This is a genomic window from Leeia speluncae (assembly GCF_020564625.1).
GTDB classification, from domain to species: domain Bacteria; phylum Pseudomonadota; class Gammaproteobacteria; order Burkholderiales; family Leeiaceae; genus Leeia; species Leeia speluncae.
In genome coordinates this window covers 50,413-67,685 of the sequence record NZ_JAJBZT010000013.1, presented here as the reverse complement: position 1 = coordinate 67,685, position 17,273 = coordinate 50,413, and the positions used below count along the sequence as shown (strand labels likewise).

21 protein-coding genes are annotated in these 17,273 nt (G+C 44.3%); 10 read left to right on the top strand and 11 right to left on the bottom strand.

Going from position 1 to position 17,273, the window contains the following annotated elements; all coding sequences use genetic code 11:
* Positions 1-225 precede the first annotated feature (225 nt).
* From LIN78_RS16920 to LIN78_RS16910, 3 genes are read right to left on the bottom strand one after another with little or no spacing between them, the layout of a single operon-like run.
* Positions 226-909 carry an HAD family hydrolase gene (locus LIN78_RS16920; protein ID WP_227182062.1) on the bottom strand — a complete coding sequence of 228 codons (684 nt, stop codon included), beginning with the start codon at positions 907-909 and terminating at the stop codon, positions 226-228.
* 25 nt (positions 910-934) lie between these two features.
* Positions 935-2,347, bottom strand: a complete 1,413-nt coding sequence (locus LIN78_RS16915) for a 3'-5' exonuclease family protein (protein WP_227182061.1) — start codon at positions 2,345-2,347, stop codon at positions 935-937.
* Between the two features lie 36 nt (positions 2,348-2,383).
* Positions 2,384-3,580 carry a multidrug effflux MFS transporter gene (locus LIN78_RS16910; protein ID WP_227182060.1) on the bottom strand — a complete coding sequence of 399 codons (1,197 nt, stop codon included), beginning with the start codon at positions 3,578-3,580 and terminating at the stop codon, positions 2,384-2,386.
* A gap of 187 nt (positions 3,581-3,767) precedes the next feature.
* Here LIN78_RS16910 and LIN78_RS16905 point away from each other — a divergent pair, with 187 nt between their 5' ends.
* The 3 genes from LIN78_RS16905 to def are packed head-to-tail and all read left to right on the top strand — an operon-like array spanning position 3,768 to position 5,860.
* Positions 3,768-4,958 carry a 50S ribosomal protein L11 methyltransferase gene (locus LIN78_RS16905; RefSeq protein WP_227182059.1) on the top strand — a complete coding sequence of 397 codons (1,191 nt, stop codon included), beginning with the start codon at positions 3,768-3,770 and terminating at the stop codon, positions 4,956-4,958.
* 3 nt (positions 4,959-4,961) lie between these two features.
* A complete protein-coding gene (locus tag LIN78_RS16900; RefSeq protein WP_227182058.1) occupies positions 4,962-5,330 on the top strand; it encodes a cupin domain-containing protein in 369 nt (122 codons plus the stop codon).
* Between the two features lie 2 nt (positions 5,331-5,332).
* Entirely contained in the window at positions 5,333-5,860 is a 528-nt protein-coding gene (gene def, locus LIN78_RS16895) for a peptide deformylase (protein ID WP_227182057.1), read from the top strand.
* A 14-nt stretch (positions 5,861-5,874) separates the two neighbouring features.
* On the opposite strand, the gene LIN78_RS16890 is transcribed toward def, so the two are convergent.
* The 4 genes from LIN78_RS16890 to LIN78_RS16875 form a co-directional block, all read right to left on the bottom strand.
* Positions 5,875-6,810: a LysR family transcriptional regulator gene (locus LIN78_RS16890; protein WP_227182056.1), complete on the bottom strand. Its 936-nt coding sequence runs from the start codon at positions 6,808-6,810 to the stop codon at positions 5,875-5,877.
* Between the two features lie 98 nt (positions 6,811-6,908).
* Positions 6,909-7,460, bottom strand: coding sequence for a YaeQ family protein (locus LIN78_RS16885; RefSeq protein WP_227182055.1), 552 nt, complete (start codon positions 7,458-7,460; stop codon positions 6,909-6,911).
* Between the two features lie 31 nt (positions 7,461-7,491).
* Entirely contained in the window at positions 7,492-7,779 is a 288-nt protein-coding gene (locus LIN78_RS16880; protein WP_227182054.1) for a GIY-YIG nuclease family protein, read from the bottom strand.
* Between the two features lie 4 nt (positions 7,780-7,783).
* Positions 7,784-8,401, bottom strand: coding sequence for a YceH family protein (locus LIN78_RS16875; RefSeq protein WP_227182053.1), 618 nt, complete (start codon positions 8,399-8,401; stop codon positions 7,784-7,786).
* 89 nt (positions 8,402-8,490) lie between these two features.
* On the opposite strand from LIN78_RS16875, the gene LIN78_RS16870 reads away from it, so the two are divergent.
* The 4 genes from LIN78_RS16870 (at position 8,491) to LIN78_RS16855 (ending at position 10,747) form a co-directional block, all read left to right on the top strand.
* The gene (locus LIN78_RS16870; protein ID WP_227182052.1) at positions 8,491-8,826 is read left to right on the top strand and encodes a hypothetical protein; all 336 of its coding nucleotides are present in this window, start codon (positions 8,491-8,493) and stop codon (positions 8,824-8,826) included.
* A 143-nt stretch (positions 8,827-8,969) separates the two neighbouring features.
* Positions 8,970-9,749 carry a ferredoxin--NADP reductase gene (locus LIN78_RS16865; RefSeq protein WP_227182051.1) on the top strand — a complete coding sequence of 260 codons (780 nt, stop codon included), beginning with the start codon at positions 8,970-8,972 and terminating at the stop codon, positions 9,747-9,749.
* Between the two features lie 84 nt (positions 9,750-9,833).
* The gene (locus tag LIN78_RS16860; RefSeq protein ID WP_227182050.1) at positions 9,834-10,442 is read left to right on the top strand and encodes a phosphorylase family protein; all 609 of its coding nucleotides are present in this window, start codon (positions 9,834-9,836) and stop codon (positions 10,440-10,442) included.
* A gap of 80 nt (positions 10,443-10,522) precedes the next feature.
* Positions 10,523-10,747: a hypothetical protein gene (locus LIN78_RS16855; protein ID WP_227182049.1), complete on the top strand. Its 225-nt coding sequence runs from the start codon at positions 10,523-10,525 to the stop codon at positions 10,745-10,747.
* A 38-nt stretch (positions 10,748-10,785) separates the two neighbouring features.
* Here LIN78_RS16855 and LIN78_RS16850 read toward each other — a convergent pair whose 3' ends face one another.
* The 3 genes from LIN78_RS16850 to LIN78_RS16840 are packed head-to-tail and all read right to left on the bottom strand — an operon-like array spanning position 10,786 to position 12,859.
* Complete coding sequence (locus tag LIN78_RS16850) at positions 10,786-11,541, bottom strand: sulfite exporter TauE/SafE family protein (protein ID WP_227182048.1); 756 nt, start codon at positions 11,539-11,541, stop codon at positions 10,786-10,788.
* 4 nt (positions 11,542-11,545) lie between these two features.
* Positions 11,546-11,764: an RNA-binding S4 domain-containing protein gene (locus LIN78_RS16845; protein WP_227182047.1), complete on the bottom strand. Its 219-nt coding sequence runs from the start codon at positions 11,762-11,764 to the stop codon at positions 11,546-11,548.
* 33 nt (positions 11,765-11,797) lie between these two features.
* A complete protein-coding gene (locus LIN78_RS16840; RefSeq protein WP_227182046.1) occupies positions 11,798-12,859 on the bottom strand; it encodes an oxidoreductase in 1,062 nt (353 codons plus the stop codon).
* Positions 12,860-13,001: 142 nt separating this feature from the next.
* On the opposite strand from LIN78_RS16840, the gene LIN78_RS16835 reads away from it, so the two are divergent.
* Entirely contained in the window at positions 13,002-13,427 is a 426-nt protein-coding gene (locus LIN78_RS16835; RefSeq protein WP_227182045.1) for a GNAT family N-acetyltransferase, read from the top strand.
* Between the two features lie 110 nt (positions 13,428-13,537).
* Positions 13,538-14,401, top strand: coding sequence for a DUF817 domain-containing protein (locus tag LIN78_RS16830; protein WP_227182044.1), 864 nt, complete (start codon positions 13,538-13,540; stop codon positions 14,399-14,401).
* Between the two features lie 28 nt (positions 14,402-14,429).
* Here the strand turns inward: LIN78_RS16830 and LIN78_RS16825 are convergent, their stop codons facing one another.
* Entirely contained in the window at positions 14,430-15,833 is a 1,404-nt protein-coding gene (locus LIN78_RS16825; RefSeq protein ID WP_227182043.1) for an aminotransferase-like domain-containing protein, read from the bottom strand.
* A 175-nt stretch (positions 15,834-16,008) separates the two neighbouring features.
* Here LIN78_RS16825 and LIN78_RS16820 point away from each other — a divergent pair, with 175 nt between their 5' ends.
* The gene (locus LIN78_RS16820) at positions 16,009-17,214 is read left to right on the top strand and encodes an aminotransferase-like domain-containing protein (RefSeq protein WP_227182042.1); all 1,206 of its coding nucleotides are present in this window, start codon (positions 16,009-16,011) and stop codon (positions 17,212-17,214) included.
* Positions 17,215-17,273: the final 59 nt, after the last annotated feature.

Below are 17,273 nucleotides of genomic sequence, written 5' to 3'. Positions count from 1 at the left end.
ACATAAATATTTTTTGAAACTTTTAGACCAGATCTTATCTTTCTTCGACACCACTAAATAAAACCAACCTTTAATACCTAAAAATCTCTCTAAACAACTCGAAAACAGCACAAAATCTGACTCAAAACACCAGCAATAGATAATAAACCAAGCTAAACACACAAAAACAAAGCCCCGAGGCGACCCTCGGGGCTTTTGTTTTCAACCTGCTCTAGCGACAGTAATTTAAATACCGTATTTAAATCCACCGCTTGCGGCAATATGCCTAACTGCCGCCGATAAGTTTGGACACACTGTGATGCCATGAGACAGCAACTCTTCGGTTGGCGCTTTTAGATCGGGAATCATAATTGGCATCATGCCTGCTGCAAGAGCAGCCCTAACTCCCGCTTCCGAATCTTCCAAGACAATACACTCTGCTGGATTTACTGATAGTCTGGCTGCTGCTTCTAGAAAAATGTCCGGTGATGGCTTGCCATTCTTAACCTGATCTCCACCAACGAGATGTGGAAAGCGATGAAGTACATTTACGCTTTCTAATTTCTTGCATGCCATGTCATGCCTTGTTGAGGTTGCCACTGCTTTTGGTAAAGGAACACCTTCTAGCCAATCCAACATTTCATGTAGTCCGGGTTTTACAGGAATGCCACTTGTGAATAAGGCTTCTTCATAACGCGCTTTAAAGCGCTCTCTTACTTTTGCCGCATCGAAGGTTGGACCAAAGGTTGCTGATAAGAACACGTCCGCATCTCTAGAGTTTCTTCCTAGGAGTTGCATTGCAATTTCTAGAGTCATATTAAAACCGAAGTCGGCACATGCGGCCATGCCTGCCTTTTGCGCAATCACTTCGGTATCTAACATTAACCCGTCCATATCAAATAGGACGGCTGAAATTTTTACTGTTGTCATGCTCTACTCTACTGTTAGGCTTGTCTTAGCATTCGCAACTAAGATCAATAATGCATTTCGGGTCGATTGTTTTGAAATGCTTTTGAATGATTTTACAGATATCTGCATCGAAACGCGTTTCAGATGAGGTTGCAATATGCTTTGCTTCCTCAAGACTTTTTGCCGTACCAAAATAACACCAATCTTGGACTAGGTGATAATCGCAATGCAATTGACTATTATCCATTTCGGCAACGATCACCATCCCATCAAACGGCCAACTTGCTTGCTTTAACTTACTAATTGCGCTGATGAGTCTTGCGTTATGAAACCCAATACTCTCTTTGCCTACACATGCGCCATCGCATTTATGGATCTGGTAATTAAAACAAGGACTGTTATTTCTTTTACCTGCGGTTTCAAGCCCACAAAAGATCAAGCACAAGCGATGGTTCTCTGCTAGTTTACGTAATGCCTTCTGAGCATCTTTGCTTGAATGGAACAATCCGTAGCGAATTTCGCCTTCTTTTTTAGGCTCATCTGCTTTAATTAGGGCTGGTTTCAGTTGACCATTTGCTTGAGTTTCTAGCACCCAAGTACAGGATCCATCATTTGCACGGAGTTGCTGATTGTAAATTGGTCTTTCTTTTTTGACTGTTTGTGCTTCAAGTAATAGCGCACCAAACTCACCACAAGTTTCTTGTGCTTCTACTTTTCGAATTTGTTGAACCAACGCCTGTTGTTTGGCATCTCGGTGATCTTGGCTAAAATGGTTAAGCACCCGTTTGCGTATTTGCGTACTTTTTCCCACATATAATAGCGCACCGGTTTCGCCGTAAAACCGATAGATACCAGGCCCTTCTGGTAGCGCATCAACCGAATCTGCATCCACCCCTTGTGGTAAAGTTGGTTGCTGAATTTGTTTCATGATGGCTTCATTCACATGCTCTACACCAAAAACCTTGTAGACAGCTTGTAAGAATTGCCAGAGTAATTCTGCGTCGGTTAATGCACGATGCCTGTCCCCTGCGACCAAACCAAGCCGAGACACAATGGCGTCTAAGTTATGTTTATAGTGTTCGGGGTAAAGTGCTTTAGATAGTTTGACGGTGCAAAGCGTATTTGCCCGAAACGGCAGGTTTAATCGGGCAAATGAATGTTTTAAAAAGCCGTAATCAAACCGCGCATTATGAGCAATAAACAATTTGCCTTTTAATTTCTGCAAAACCTCTTCTGCAAGCACTTCAAAGCAAGGCGCATCAGCCACCATTTCATCGTTAATACCGGTTAACTGCTGAATGAATGCAGGAATAGATTGCTGCGGGTTGACCAATGAACTCCATTGGCGAACGCCTTCCTCATCGACTTCTACAATGCCTATTTCTGTAATACGGTCTTTGTGAATGGAGGCACCAGTGGTTTCCAAATCAACAAACACTAGTGGAGGAAGGCTTTTCATAACGTTTCTTAATCTAAATTGGCTTAACAAGTTGCATTATTGTGCAACAGGTGATTTCCATTTACCAGACAAGCCCCAACTGACCAGCCCCAAGACAACCAAGCCAAACATGCCTCCAGCCAACCAAATAACAGAATGAGAAAGAATGGGAGACACAACACCACTAACTACCCCCGCAAGCCCTACTTGAATAGCTGATTGCAACGAAGCGACCATCCCCCTTCTTTGCGGAAATAAATCTAACGCTACAATCGTGATACTTGCTGAAGACAGTGACATGCCGCAGGTGTAAATCATTACAGGTAGAATTGTCCACGGCAATGATGGCGGGAAAAATGAGTGATAGCCAACATTAAAAATAGAGGCAAAACCCATAATACAAAATGCGAGGCAGACGGTATAAGAGGTTGAATGCGTGGCAGCCATTTTTCCTGATAACCAGCCACCTAGAAAAATACCAAACACTGCGGGTACAAATAAGTAACCAAACTCTGCACCTTTTAAGCCTAGATGAGTAGTTAGTAATACCGGTGCTGAAGAAATATAGAGAAATAAGCCCCCGAAATTTAAGGCAACGGTTAACGCGACCATAAGGAAAGTAGGATTCAACGCCATTTCTTTATAGCCCACCGCTAATGCGCGTGGTGACAATGACTGACGCTTATTTACAAGTAGTGTTTCTGGCAACCAGCGATAACATACATATAACAAAATGGAAGTCAGCCCCGCCACAAAAAGAAAAATGGCATGCCAGCCAAACCACTGTTGTAACGCGCCGCCAATAACAGGGGCAATGCCTGGTGCCAAAGAAAAAATCATGGTGACCCGAGACATAATTTGCTGCGCTTCATGGCCATCAAAGCGATCTCGGATCATTGCACGGCCAACCGTGATGCCAGCACCAGCTGAAAGTCCCTGCAATACTCTAAAGAATAAGAGGTATTCAATACGATAGGATGCTGCACATCCAAATGTTGCGATCGCAAATGTAAATAGCGAAACAAGAATGACCGGACGTCGACCGATTGCATCAGAAATGGAACCATGCCAAAGCATCATGGCGCTAAAGGCCAGCATATATGCAGTTAGTGTTTGCTGGACTTGTAGTTGCGTCGCGTTTAATTCTTGAGCTATTTCATTGAATGCAGGCAGGTATGCATCAATAGAAAACGGCCCCAACATGGCCAAGCACGCCAAAATGGCAGCTAGTGACCAATTACGAGAATGTCTCATTCGTAAAATATCCATTTTTCAAGTAAATTCGTATGCCATCATCCGTGAAACTAAGGCAATTGAACAGGTACAGTTTTGGCCTTTACAACTTCCTTACGATTATGTCTGCTTTTTGGCATTCTCTGTCAGTACTACCTAGGGGTTCCTGTTACAATTTGATACACCCTTTGATTTAGCTGACCTCCAGATGAAAATTGACTTCCCAACGCCCGTAGCATTAACAGCACAAGCTGACACCCCATCGTTGCTTTCTTGGCATGAAAATGAAAACAACAAAGTTGCTGAATGGCGTTGTGAAAATGGCAGTCAACCACCCACTACTATCTTAGTCGTAGATGACAATGTTAGTGTGAATGAAGCATTTCGGTTAATTAATGAAGGTCATGGGTTACTGTGGCGAGGTGATTACCATAATGGCCGTCAACTTTTACTGAATTTAAGTAAAAAAGTCAGTAAACCACCAAGAAACCCATTGCCCGTACCGAACAGTGCACTTGAGTCATTTGAACGTAATCGCCAACAAAATCGAAAGAAAGCGGAAGTACTTTCTAAACTGCTACTCGAAGTTGATGGCAATCATCAATTATCCAACCGCAGAGCACCGGATGTGCGAGTTGCCTGCGAACAAGCATTTGGTCAAGTTCAGCATCCGTATTTAATTGCACTTAAAGACTTGTTGGGGGTTATAGGGGCTTATGAGTGGCGAAAAAATGGGGTTCCAATCGCTGCACTCAATCAAAAAACGGTTCATCCACACTACGGTGTTTTCTCTCCTGTGCGTGGCGAATATGTAAAGCTTGTATTAGATGCACCGCTAAAACAGAAAGCCCTCGCTTTTGATATTGGTACCGGTACGGGGATTTTGTCCTTGGTTTTAGCCAAACGCGGAGTCAAACAGATCATCGCGACGGATATATCGGATAGAGCCCTCTCTTGTGCCGCAGAAAATGCGGCACGACTAGGTTATCAGGAACAAATTTCATTGTTAAAAACGAATTTATTTCCTGAAGGTAAAGCGCCGTTGATTGTCTGCAACCCTCCTTGGATCCCTGCACAACCGACCTCTTTACTAGAGTACGCGGTCTATGACCCAAATAGCCAAATGTTGAAACAGTTTTTAGCCGGTTTGAAAGATCATTTAACAGTAGATGGTGAAGCCTGGCTAATTATGTCTGATCTTGCCGAGCATCTTGGCATGCGATCCCGGGGTGAGTTACAAAACTGGATAACAGAAGCCGGGCTGACCATAGTTGGCAGAATTGGTGCTAGGCCAACCCATCCTAAATCAAAAGACACTAGTAATCCTCTTTATATCGCCCGATCTAAAGAAGTAACTTCACTTTGGCGTTTAGCATTAACAAAAGCAAGTAATGAGTAAGCAATGAAATCGATCACCCACTTAGGCAAAACGCTTCCAGAAGGTAGCATTGATTATCCAAAACCAGAGAGATTAATAAAAGGGAACCCCAAACGTAGCACGCATCCCTTTTTTGCAAGCACACACGGTGATATGGATGTAGGTATTTGGCAATGCGAAGTAGGCGCATGGAAAATTGCTTTTGCAGACGATACTGACGAATTTTTTAGCCTAATTGAGGGTTGTGTTCACTTACATGATGAATCTGGGCATGTCACCGAAATTTTACCGGGGGAAGCTGCTGTGATTCCTAGTGGCTTTCATGGCATTTTCGAAGTGATTTCCCCAGTAAAAAAACACTATGTATTTGTGAAGCGAAACAAGGAAGTATAGTTATGGCAATTCGCCCCGTCATTAAAATGGGCCATCCGATTTTGCAGCAGGAAGCCACATTAGTAACAGAATGGCAAACACCAGAACTGAACACTCTTATCGAAGACCTATGGGAAACCATGGCACACGAAGGTGGTGTTGGCATTGCTGCACCACAAATCGCCGTCTCTCTGCAGGTAGTTGTCTTTGGATTTGAGCAAAGTGAGCGTTATCCTGATGCCCCCGCTGTCCCTAAAACCGTTTTAATAAACCCGGTGATTACGCCTCTTGATGAAGAAAAAGAAGCAGGCTGGGAAGGTTGTTTATCAGTACCTGGATTACGCGGAGTAGTGCCACGCTGGACGAAGATTCGCTACCAAGGCTTTGACGAGTTTGGTAACGCAATCGATCGGGTGGCAGAAGGTTTTCACGCGAGAGTGGTTCAGCATGAATGTGATCATTTATGGGGTAAACTCTATCCTAGCCGGATTGAAGATATGAACCTCTTTGGATTTACCGAAGTCCTTTTCCCTGAGTTAACCCCTAAGTAAACACAACGAACGAATTACTTGGACTCCATGCATTCGGCAGGACATTCAAAATCTTTCCACGCGCTCGCCGCATCGAGTAAGCAACGGGCCAATAACCTTGCTGCAGGGCCTGTTGCTTGCTTTGCAGAAGCCACCAAGTAAAGCGGAATACGGCGCTCTCGACCATGACGCAACGGCAATGGCTTTAACCGACCTTGATGATAATCTTCATATACTAAATGCTTTGGCAACCATGCAAATGCCAAGCCTGATTTCACCATGTCAATAGAAGTCTGGGGATAGCTAACCGTCCAACGTTGTTTGGCCCCCAACCAACCCGAATCCCTTGGATTTTGCGTACCAGAATCTCTAACAACTACTTGAGTATGTTCAAATAAATCATCTGTGGTTAATAGACGATCATAATTGTGAAGCGGATGATTTGGCGCCGCAAATGCGACCAAGGAGGCATCGAGCATCTGCTCACCTAGATATCCTTTCGGGATACTGCTAGCAATGACCAAGTCTACCTCGCCCGACTCAACAGCCTCATCGGCTCCAGACATCACCACCTCATGCACTTGCAGCAGCGTATTCGGACATTGCTCGGCAAATCTCGCTAATGCTTGGAATAACACAACATTGGGGAAAATTGCTTCTACCGCCAAATGAAGCTCGGCCTCCCATCCTTGCGCTAAAATCGCAGCATGCTGTTCTAACCTAGATAAACCATCTACTACCGGAACTGCGTGCCGAAGCAATGTCGCCCCCACCTCCGTTAGCTTCATGCGGCGGCCATCTTGCTCTAAAAGAGCGACACCGATCTGCTCTTGCAGCTTTGCAACGGTATAGCTAATTGCAGACTGACTTTTGTGAAGCAATTCTGCCGCTTGCGCAAAGCCACCGGATTCGACAACGGCCTGCAAGACACGCCATTGTTCTGCACTGGTACGGGGAAGTTTGAGATTCATATCACATCTACTTTATCGATAAATATTTTTACTTAACACCAACAATACAACAAAATACTTAATCAATACAATAAATAAAATGCGATGTGATGACTCAATTATTCATTACCCGCTGAAGCCTTCAGTATTTCTAGCTTGATTTCCTCATTCCCCTCATCGGTCGCAAACCAAACACTAGGTTGCTGAATCGTGACAGAGAGCTTTAAGCTACGCTGACAAATTTTCGTCAGCATCTGTGTCGCCGATTGAGGCACTTTGATTACCGTCACATTCTTTAGATCGGCAAAGGCGGATGCTTCTTGTTGCCACCAAACTTCTGCTTGCGATCCACCGTAGACATACAAGAAAACTTCTTTTGCAATACGCGAAGCTTTTTTAATCCATTTTGGATCAGGCAAGCCCACATCAATCCAGCTTGTCCATTGGCCTGTCGCATCTTTTAAACCTACGTCTGGTTCATTTTCTGAAGATAACCCCCTTCCAAACGCAAGGTATTCGTCTGCATGCAATGCAAATGCCAACAAACGAACCATTAATCTCTCTTCGGTCTCTGAAGGGTGCAATGCCAAGGTTAACGTATGCGTTTGATAATAATGACGATCAAGGTCGGATAAGGTCAGCTCTGCTTTATAAATTGTGGTTTTGCTCAAAATATCGTCTCAATATTGATTCGGTTGACTGTTAGTCACTGAAGTTTTGCGACCACGCATCAATCAACTGAAGTTTTTGTGGTTTACGTAATTGCTTAATTCGATGTTCTTCTTTTAAAGCGGAAGAATAATCAGGAAAGGCACTGCAGGCCAAAAGCGATACAGGAGGAAAAGCACGCGTAAATTTCGCGCCTTTTCCTGCCTGATGTTGGACGAAGCGTTGCTGAACATCCTTTGCGATGCCCGTATAAATGCGCCCCCCCTCACACAAGATGAGATACACCCACCAGTGTGCAGCTGGACTATTTTCTAGCGACAAATAATTAACCTGCAGTAAGTGATTCTAGCAATGCTTTTAATTCGGCAACTTCTGCCTCTAGTACTGACACTCTCGCTTCTAAGTTTGAAGAGCCCGTAGCGCTAGTTGCAGATTCGCTAATTTGGGGCTCGCCGCACAGCAAGTGAGCCCAACGACGCTCTCTTGCACCTGATTGACGAGGCAACTCGACGACTAACGCACCATCTGTCCTCTCTTGTAATTCTGACAAGAATCCTTCCACAGCAGATACATCTGAAAAACGGTGTAGTCGTTCTGTATATTGACGGATCTCTGCCGTTGTTAATGGACCACGTAATATCAACACGGTTAAAATCGCGACCGATTGCGATGGGATGCTCAATACGCGATCTAAGTTGTGAGCATATTTACTGACTCTACCGCCACTACTTTCGGCAATTAAAGACTTTTGACGTAATGTATCTAAGGCCTCAAGTAGTTCGGGTTCGGATAATTCCATCACCGGATCTCTGCTCGACTTTTGATTGCAACCAGACTGCAGCGCATTTAATGAGAGTGGGTAGGTATCTGGGACAGTGTGCTTTTTTTCAATCAGCACACCTAAGATTCTCGCTTCAATTGCGGTTAGTGGTAGCGCACTCATTCGTTGGCTCTCTTTATTGTTAGATCATTGATATTGAGTTGGATTACTTAATTATAAAGCAAGGGCAGATTCGCCGTTTGTGAATCTCCGTGCTAGCACATGAATTTAAAGCAATTCACTCTTCAATCTCTGACGTACAGTCACATCCAATGCCAGTTGCAATCCACCGACTCACTAATAATTGCCATCTCAAATGTAATTTACTTGGCACCCAGCGCCAATATTGCTTTGGTTTAGTGAGCAAACCACACTCATATCGACTTACCTCATCAGACCAGCTTAAGGCTGGGCATTTAACCACCTTAGGTAACGGACGCCAAAATCTGGCAAACCTTACCCGTGCGAGTGGGCATGGTGTAATTGCACAACACACCCCACAGCCGTTACAAGGCGCACCGGCAGCCGGCTTTATAGGTGAATTTTGATGCAACCAGATGGTTTGATAACTTTCAGTCATAAAAATATAAGCAATGATTCCTAAAATGATAGCGTAAAGGAGGTATCAGAACGCTAAGCCAATGATGTACAATAGCAATTTTGCCAATATTAGCAACTGCGACTCGGAATCATGGCTCATAATTACGCAACAGAAACTGTCACCAGCGTTCGTCATTGGAACGATACTTTATTCAGCTTCCGCACCACCCGTGATGACGGGCTGCGTTTTGAGAACGGTCACTTTGTCATGATCGGTCTTGAAGTAGAAGGCAAACCGCTTATGCGCGCTTATAGTATTGCCAGCCCAAACTACGAAGAAGAATTAGAGTTCTTCAGTATTAAAGTACAGAACGGCCCACTAACCTCTCGTCTACAACACTTGAAAGTGGGTGATGAGATCCTAATTAGCCGTAAACCTACCGGCACATTGGTTGTTTCTGACTTAAAACCAGGTAAGAACCTATTCTTATTCGGTACAGGTACTGGTCTTGCTCCTTTCATGAGCGTGATTCAAGACCCAGAAACATACGAACACTTTGAAAAAGTAATCCTGTTCCACGGTGTACGTACCGTTAGCGAATTGGCTTACGCAGACTTCATCACTAAAGAATTGCCAAAAAATGAATTCTTCGGTGAAGAAGTTGCTAATAAATTGATTTACTACCCATCTGTTACTCGCGAAGCCTTCCGCAACCAAGGCCGTCTTACAGATTTAATCACCACCGGCAAAATGTGTGCTGACATTGGTTTACCACAACTAAACCCTGAAACAGACCGCGCAATGCTTTGTGGTAGCCCAAGCATGCTGAAAGATACAGCTCAACTACTAGATGATCTAGGGTTTAAAGTATCTCCACGCGTTGGCGAACCAGGTGACTACGTGATTGAAAGAGCGTTTGTTGAAAAATAAGCACTACTTTTCATAAAGTACGAATCAACCTCTGCCCGGCTTGCCCGGGCAGAGGTTTTTTAACGATTACACCTGAGAGATCCTATGAAAATAGTGGTGATGTTTCCAACCGCATCGGAAGCGCAATGGTTTGAGGCGCCGAATGTTCTAAAAGTCATTTCAGGTGTAGGCATAACGGACACGGCTTACTCGACGTTAAAAGTAATTCACGAGCATCAGCCTGATTGGATTATCTTGGCAGGCATCGCCGGTTACTTTCCCCATTCCAATCTAAAGATTGGTGACACCCGTTTAGTGAGTCAGGAAGTAGAAGGCGATTTAGGATTTTATACCGAACAAGGTTTTGTACACCTGGCTGACTTGGCCTTAGACATGGCTTTTGAACGTAGAAAAGAATTATGCTGCCCTCACCTATCTAAAATAGGTGGTGGTTTTGAGACCGCCAAAGGGCTAACAGCGAATACCGCGCTTTCCCCATTACCTGACACGCGCGGAGCTGATCTAGAAAATATGGAAGGCGCGGCATTTTTCCATGTTTGCTTAAAAGAAAATCAACCATTCATTGAAATCCGTACCATTTCTAACGAAGTAAAGCTTGGTCACGGCGATTGGGATATGGAAGGCGCTATTCGTCAACTAACTACACAACTACATGCTTTAATTGATCAATTACAAGCTAAAGTAGATTCTTAGGGATAGCCTATAATGAAGTATATCGGTTATGCTTCAAATAAAAATGACCAACCAGTCATCGACTTCAAAAGGTAACAGAGATGATTTATTTACTGAACACGATGCCAAACTATTGCCCAAACTGCGGCAAGCACCACAATCAGGTTTGGATGGATGAAAATCGTCGGGATTTTTATCGTAGTGTGTCGATGGGATGTACCTGCGGAGCTTTATTTCAATTCACTCCAACCGCGGATATTTTAGAATTGTCTCAGCTTCACGGAGACTTGCACCGGTATGTTGAAAAGCAGGAGAGCAAAGAGTAATTTGGCTAGAGACATCTAAATACGCTAAAAGAACGCTTTTAGAATAATTTCCCACTATCCCATATTAGTTTCATCCCGGTCAGAATCAAGAATATATACGAGAGTTGATAGAACAACTTTTCATTGATTCGATGATGCAGCCAAATACCCAAGTAGACCCCAAGTGGCGCAAACGGCGCGAGAACAAGCGCCGTACTTAGGTTACTCATATCCAATTGACCAAGCCAAGCGTAGGGAATCAGTTTGATATAATTGACGGAGGAAAAGAAAAAGGTCATCGTGGCAACGAGCATTGTCCTATTCATTTGTTTAGGGAACAAATAAATCATCAGCGGCGGGCCGCCTGCATGTGCCACAAAGCTAGTCAGGCCAGACAGCCCAGACCACCAACCAGCCCTAAGCCATTCTGGCATCCAACTTTTATCAGAAATTGCCATACCGGACATTCGGTGAATGGCAAATAAAATCGACATAATCCCAAGCAGCAACTCTAACCAATGCCCATCTAGATGACTAAACAGCATGGTTCCGACAGCAATGCCGACAATTGCGCCAGGCATTAATTGAAGCAGCAGTTTTTTATCAAATGACTTTCGATATGACCACCAGCCAAATAAATCGGCGGTGCATAAAATGGGTAGCATAATGGCGGCGGCCTGAGAAACCGGCATGACTAACGCCATTAATGGGATGCTGACCATGCTCAGCCCCCCTGCAAATCCCCCTTTTGAAATACCGGTGATTAACACCGCTGGAATCGCAATCCAATAAAATAGGGGATCTTGCGGGATCATCAATTTAGATGGCCTTGACCAAAATACGTGAGTCGCCGATTTCTACCAATTGGCCATCGCGGATCTTTGCTGTTTTGCGTAGCTCTACTTGGCCATCTACTTTTACACGACCTTCACCCACCCAAAGTTTTCCTTGGCCACCAGAGTCTGCTAATCCGCACAACTTCAATAAATTGCACAGTTCAACAAACTCACGATCTAAATCAAATTGAATTTCTTGCATAACACGTTCTTTCAAGCACGTAATAAAGCGACATTATAATGTCGGAACGAGGACTTCGGCTCGCTTTTCCATACTCTCTAAACCTAGCATAAGCATTTGCATAGTCTGACGCGCACTTTCTGCGGTAACCGGGTTAGGTTTACCTTCACAAATAGCATCCCTAATACCCGCGTAGTAAGCAGGATAGTTGCCATCAATCAATGGGCAAACGGTTTCTTGTGCGGTTTCACCATCAGGATAGGTAGTCAGTTTGCCTGTTGAACTTGCCCTCCCCCAATCACAGCGGTTACCCGGTGTTTGCCCAGCTTTTAAGTCATCTTCCTGCGGGTCTAGACCAAAGCACTGAAAACTACCTTTGGTTCCGTGCAGCTGAAAACGTGGAGGTTCCTGGCCTACTAATGCACTGGCATGCAACGAAACTCTTTTATCAGCGTAACGAAGAATGGCATGGCAGTAATCGGTTGCCTGTGCATTGTCTCTTGCTTGCATCGCATCTACATAAATACCGATTGGCATGCCAAACAATTGAATCGTTTGATCAACCAAGTGAGGCCCTAAGTCATACCACAGCCCTGCACCAGGGGCATTTTTTTCACGCCAGCGATCGCGCACCAATGGGCGAAATCGATCAAAATGAGATTCAAAATGAGTTAACCGACCAACTAATCCACGCTTTAACATTGCCGCCACGGTGAGAAAGTCACCATCCCAGCGGCGGTTATGGAAGACGGATAGTAACAAGCCCTTTTCTTTGGCCAATGCAATTAATTCATCGGCCTCTTCTAGCGTTACCGTAAATGGCTTATCTACCACCACATGTTTGCCTGCCAGCAATGCTTGTTTTACCAAAGGGTGGTGTGTCTCATTTGGCGTGGGAATCACAACCAAATCAATTTCAGTTAATGCCATTAATTCAGATGGCGTCGCCACCACATTCACATTGGGATAATCGGCCAACACTTTTGATGCATCACTCGAAGACACAGTCGTCAGCTGCAGACCTTCTGTGCTAACAATCAAGGGCGCATGAAATACTTTACTAGCAAAGCCATAGCCAACTAAACCAACACGCAAGGTTTTCACTTGTTGAGGCATTTTGATCACCTAAATAGGGAGAGACGTTTCGAACGGGAATAGCCTTTGAGAATGCTATCTTCGTGCATAGGGGGAACACATAGTGTACCCTCAATTAGGGCCAGTGTCAGACTCAGTAAAACCTCAGCAAAGGAAAAATCATATGCAAAACGAGTCGATGAGTTGGCTTATTTCAAACAAAGAAGACCCCAACTCCATACGCATGATTAGCCAAGGCGTGACAGAGTATGGTCGCCAGTTTTCAACCGATGGAAACGCGGAACCATTAAATATCAGCCTTTTTCTGGACTCCATACTCATTGCAGGAGCAATAGCTAGAACCGAATATCAACGGCTATTTGTTTCTTATTTATGGGTAGATACTGATTGGAGAGGTACGGGATTAGGCAAACAAATTCTTGAAAGATTGGAAGAAGAAGCAAAACTCCGTGGATGTAAAGATGCGCTCATCGAAACCCTACTTGACCCAATCGCAAATTTTTATGAGAAACAAGGCTATCGACCATGGGTAACCATTCCAAACTATGTTGGTAACTTTACTCGACACATTTTGTTAAAGCATTTGTAATCACTTCGAATTGTCATTTACTGGTCCAGATTAAATAACATTGTCATGTATTCTACCTAGTTGATACACTCGCACAGTTTATTAAAACCTGACCGTTCAACTTCATTAATATGATCTCCACCGCTTCACGACAGCTTCAGAAATTAGATCAATATCTGACGAGCCTGCCAGACAACCCCAACTTGACCGGAATGCGTCGATTTTGCTTCGAATTTTTATTCTTTGGAATAAAAGAAGCTAGGTCATGCCTGTTTGCTGGGCTATTTTTTGCAACGATATTTTTAATGCCAAGGTCAGGTATTTTCGGCATCCCCAGATACGATGCATTATTAATTGTCACCCTAGCCATTCAAGTTTGGATGCTCTATTTCAAATTAGAAACATGGGATGAAGTGAAAGCGATTTCGGTATTTCACCTCATCGGTTTCGCTTTAGAAGTGTTTAAAACCTCAAGCGGCATTAAAGCGTGGGGATACCCTGATTTTGCCTATACGAAGCTGTTTGGCGTCCCGCTGTTTTCTGGCTTCATGTACGCAGCGGTGGGCAGTTATGTCATCCAAGCTTGGCGAATTTTAGATGTCAAAATTAACCATCACCCACCCTATTGGATGGCATGGATCATTGCGATACTCATTTACGCGAATTTTTTTACACACCACTTTATCGGTGACTATAGAGGCTATATAGCCGCTTGTGCTATTGGCCTTTATGCGCGCGCCCAAGTCAAGTTTAAGCCCATGGATAGAGAACGTAGCATGCCACTCTTGCTTTCGTTTGTTTTAATTGGCTTTTTTATTTGGTTAGCAGAAAACATTAGTACGCTCTTTGGGGTTTGGAAGTACCCCAATCAGTTAGGTGCGTGGTCATCTGTCCATATTGGGAAGTGGAGCTCATGGACACTATTAGTCATCATGACTCTCACCATCGTCACCAACTTAAAACACATTAAAGCGAAAATATATATTCCCCACTAACACATCTCATGAGGCGCAAGCAGCCTACTTATGACTTTTTAGCCTTCATCATCTGTTGAAAGAATTTTACTAATTGGTAATCCCCTGCATAAGCCGTGTTTAATCGAATATAACCATCGCCACTATTTGTCATAGAAAAAAGGGTACCACTTGCCAACAATATGCCTGCTTGTTGTGCTTGCTTAGCCCAGGCATCACTACTTTCCCCTTCTGGCAACTTCACCCAAAGAAACATGCCATCCGCTTGACCAGAGACAACCGTCAACGGGGTTTGCTGAAGCGCGCCGAGCGCACGCACTCTTGCCCTATCCAAACGGCTTTTTAGTTGCTGTAAATGCTTTCTAAATCGACCACTTACCAAGCACTCAGCAACCAACGCTTCATTTAGCGCTGAACCGGTCAATACAGTTAACATTTTTTGCATTTGCAGATCAGGCAAAAATCTTAATGGCGGCACCACATAACCTACTCGCATACCAGGGTTTAACACCTTAGTAAAACTCCCTACATGAAACACTCGTTGGAACTCATCTAACTGAGCAAGCAACACAGAAGTATGATTGGCCAAATCACCATAGACATTATCTTCAATGACATAAAAATCAAACTGATTCGCCAAAGAAAGTAATTTGTGACTTTTAGATAGAGAGGTATTTCCGCCACTTGGATTATGTAAAAGCGTCTGGGTAAACATGGCGGCGGGTTGATGTTCAATGGCTAATTGTTGCAAGGCATCAAGATCTGGCCCATCGACCAATCGCGGCACAGGAATACAACGATGCCCAAGTTGTTCTAATTGGCGCCTCACCACAAAATAGCCAGGGTCATCTATCAAGATCTTAGCGTTAGGCGGAAGAATACAGCGCGCAATAATTTCAAAAGCGTGTGTAGCGCCATGCGTCACCAAAAATTGAGATGGTGGCACATTCACACCCCACTGAGAGAGGCGAATAGACAGTTGCTCTCTTAAAAAAACACTCCCTTGCACAGGGGCGGCTAAAGTCCCTTCCGCCCCGGGCTTTAATAATCGTTTCACGGCGGCTGGATTAATCACACCTTCAAACCAGTCCGCCGGTAAAAAACCAGAACTAGCAGGCAATATAGGTTCTTCTGTAGCAAGCACCTGATGGGCAAACCCTTCGGCGCTCATCAAAGAAGGCGCAGCGACTTCAATGCCGGGCTCTTTTAAAATGGCATGCTGACGCGCCACAAAGTTGCCCTTGCCCGCCTTAGATTCCACTAACCCCTTTGCCACTAAGCGCTCGTAGGCGGTTACCACCGTAAACTGGCTCACCTCATTACTTGAGGCAAGTTGCCGAACAGAAGGCAAGCGACTCCCTTCTGGTAATTTTCCAGCTTTGATTCTTTGCGCCAACTGATCAACGATCTGATCCGCTAAAGTTCGATCGGATGTTCTATCAATTAAAATCATCTATTCACCACCTACCAAACAGTTGATACAATATAGTGATGTACAAACATAGCCATTTCAAACTGTTATGTTTTACCCAACATAACAGTTTGAAAAAATTAATCAATACTGCACCGGTACAGCACAACTGGATTCCGGTATCTTAGACAGTATTAAAACCAGAAAGACATCGTCAATGAAGACACTCACACTTTCCATCGCTGCAAACCGGACCCGTAGCTCAGACGTAAGAGAGTTGCTCAAATACGCGCAATTACCTGGCATGATTTCATTAGCCGGTGGTTTGCCAGATCCTGCACTGTTTGATGTAGCCGGTATTGATGCCGCTACTGCTGAAGTATTTGCAAACGAAGCCCGTTCTGCACTTCAGTACGGTCAAACTGATGGTCAAGTGAGCCTTCGTGAAGCCGTCACTGGTTTAATGAAGCAACGAGGTGCAAATGTTGCACCAGAAAACGTATTAATTACGAGTGGATCACAACAAGCATTAGACCTTGTTGCCCGTTCCATTTTAAATGAAGGTGACTTCGTTGCCGTTGAGCGTCCTAGTTACTTAGCTGCGCTACAGATTTTTCATCTACTAGGCGCCGAAACCGTTTCAATCCCTGTTGATGGTGATGGTGCAGTTGTGGATGCACTTTTAAGCCTTCCAGCAGACAAACCAAAGCCAAAGTTACTTTATTTAGTAAGTAACTTTGCGAACCCATCAGGCGCAACGTTAACGCTAGCGCGCAGAGAAAAACTAGTTCGCTGGGCCGTTGAAAACGAAGTGTTCGTGCTGGAAGATGATCCATACGGTGCATTGCGTTACCGTGGTAGCCCAGAAGTGCCATTAGTGGCATTGGCCGAAAAAGTACCCGGCGCACTAGAATGGGTAGGTTACCTATCTTCTTTCTCTAAAATTATGGCTCCTGGCTTACGAATTGGCTGGGCAGTTCTACCCGCCGTTTTACATGATGCTTGCGTTCGCATTAAACAAGCGCTTGATTTGCATACATCGACATTTAACCAAGCCATTGCCGCCCGCTATCTTGCTTCTGGTCGTCTAGAATCGCATCTAGACACCGTTTGTAAAGTATACGGCGAACGTGCAGAAGCATTAGCGTCAGCCTTAACAGAAGCTTTTGGTGACAAATTACGCTTTAACCGTCCAGATGGTGGCATGTTCCTATGGGGCCGTTTTGAAGACGGTACGAATGCACGTGAGCTGCTATACATTGCTCGCGAAAAAGGCATGATCTTCGTGCCTGGCGATGTATTCTACCCAGATACACCGGATACATCGGCAATTCGCTTTAGCTTTGTTACCGTGGATAATGCTGGCTTGTTAGAAGGCGTGAAGCGTCTAAAAGCGGCATACGATGAAATGAAGCAAAGTTAAGCGCTAGCTATACTTCGTAATATCATCAATAGATGGCGAAATAAGCCTATTCACATCTA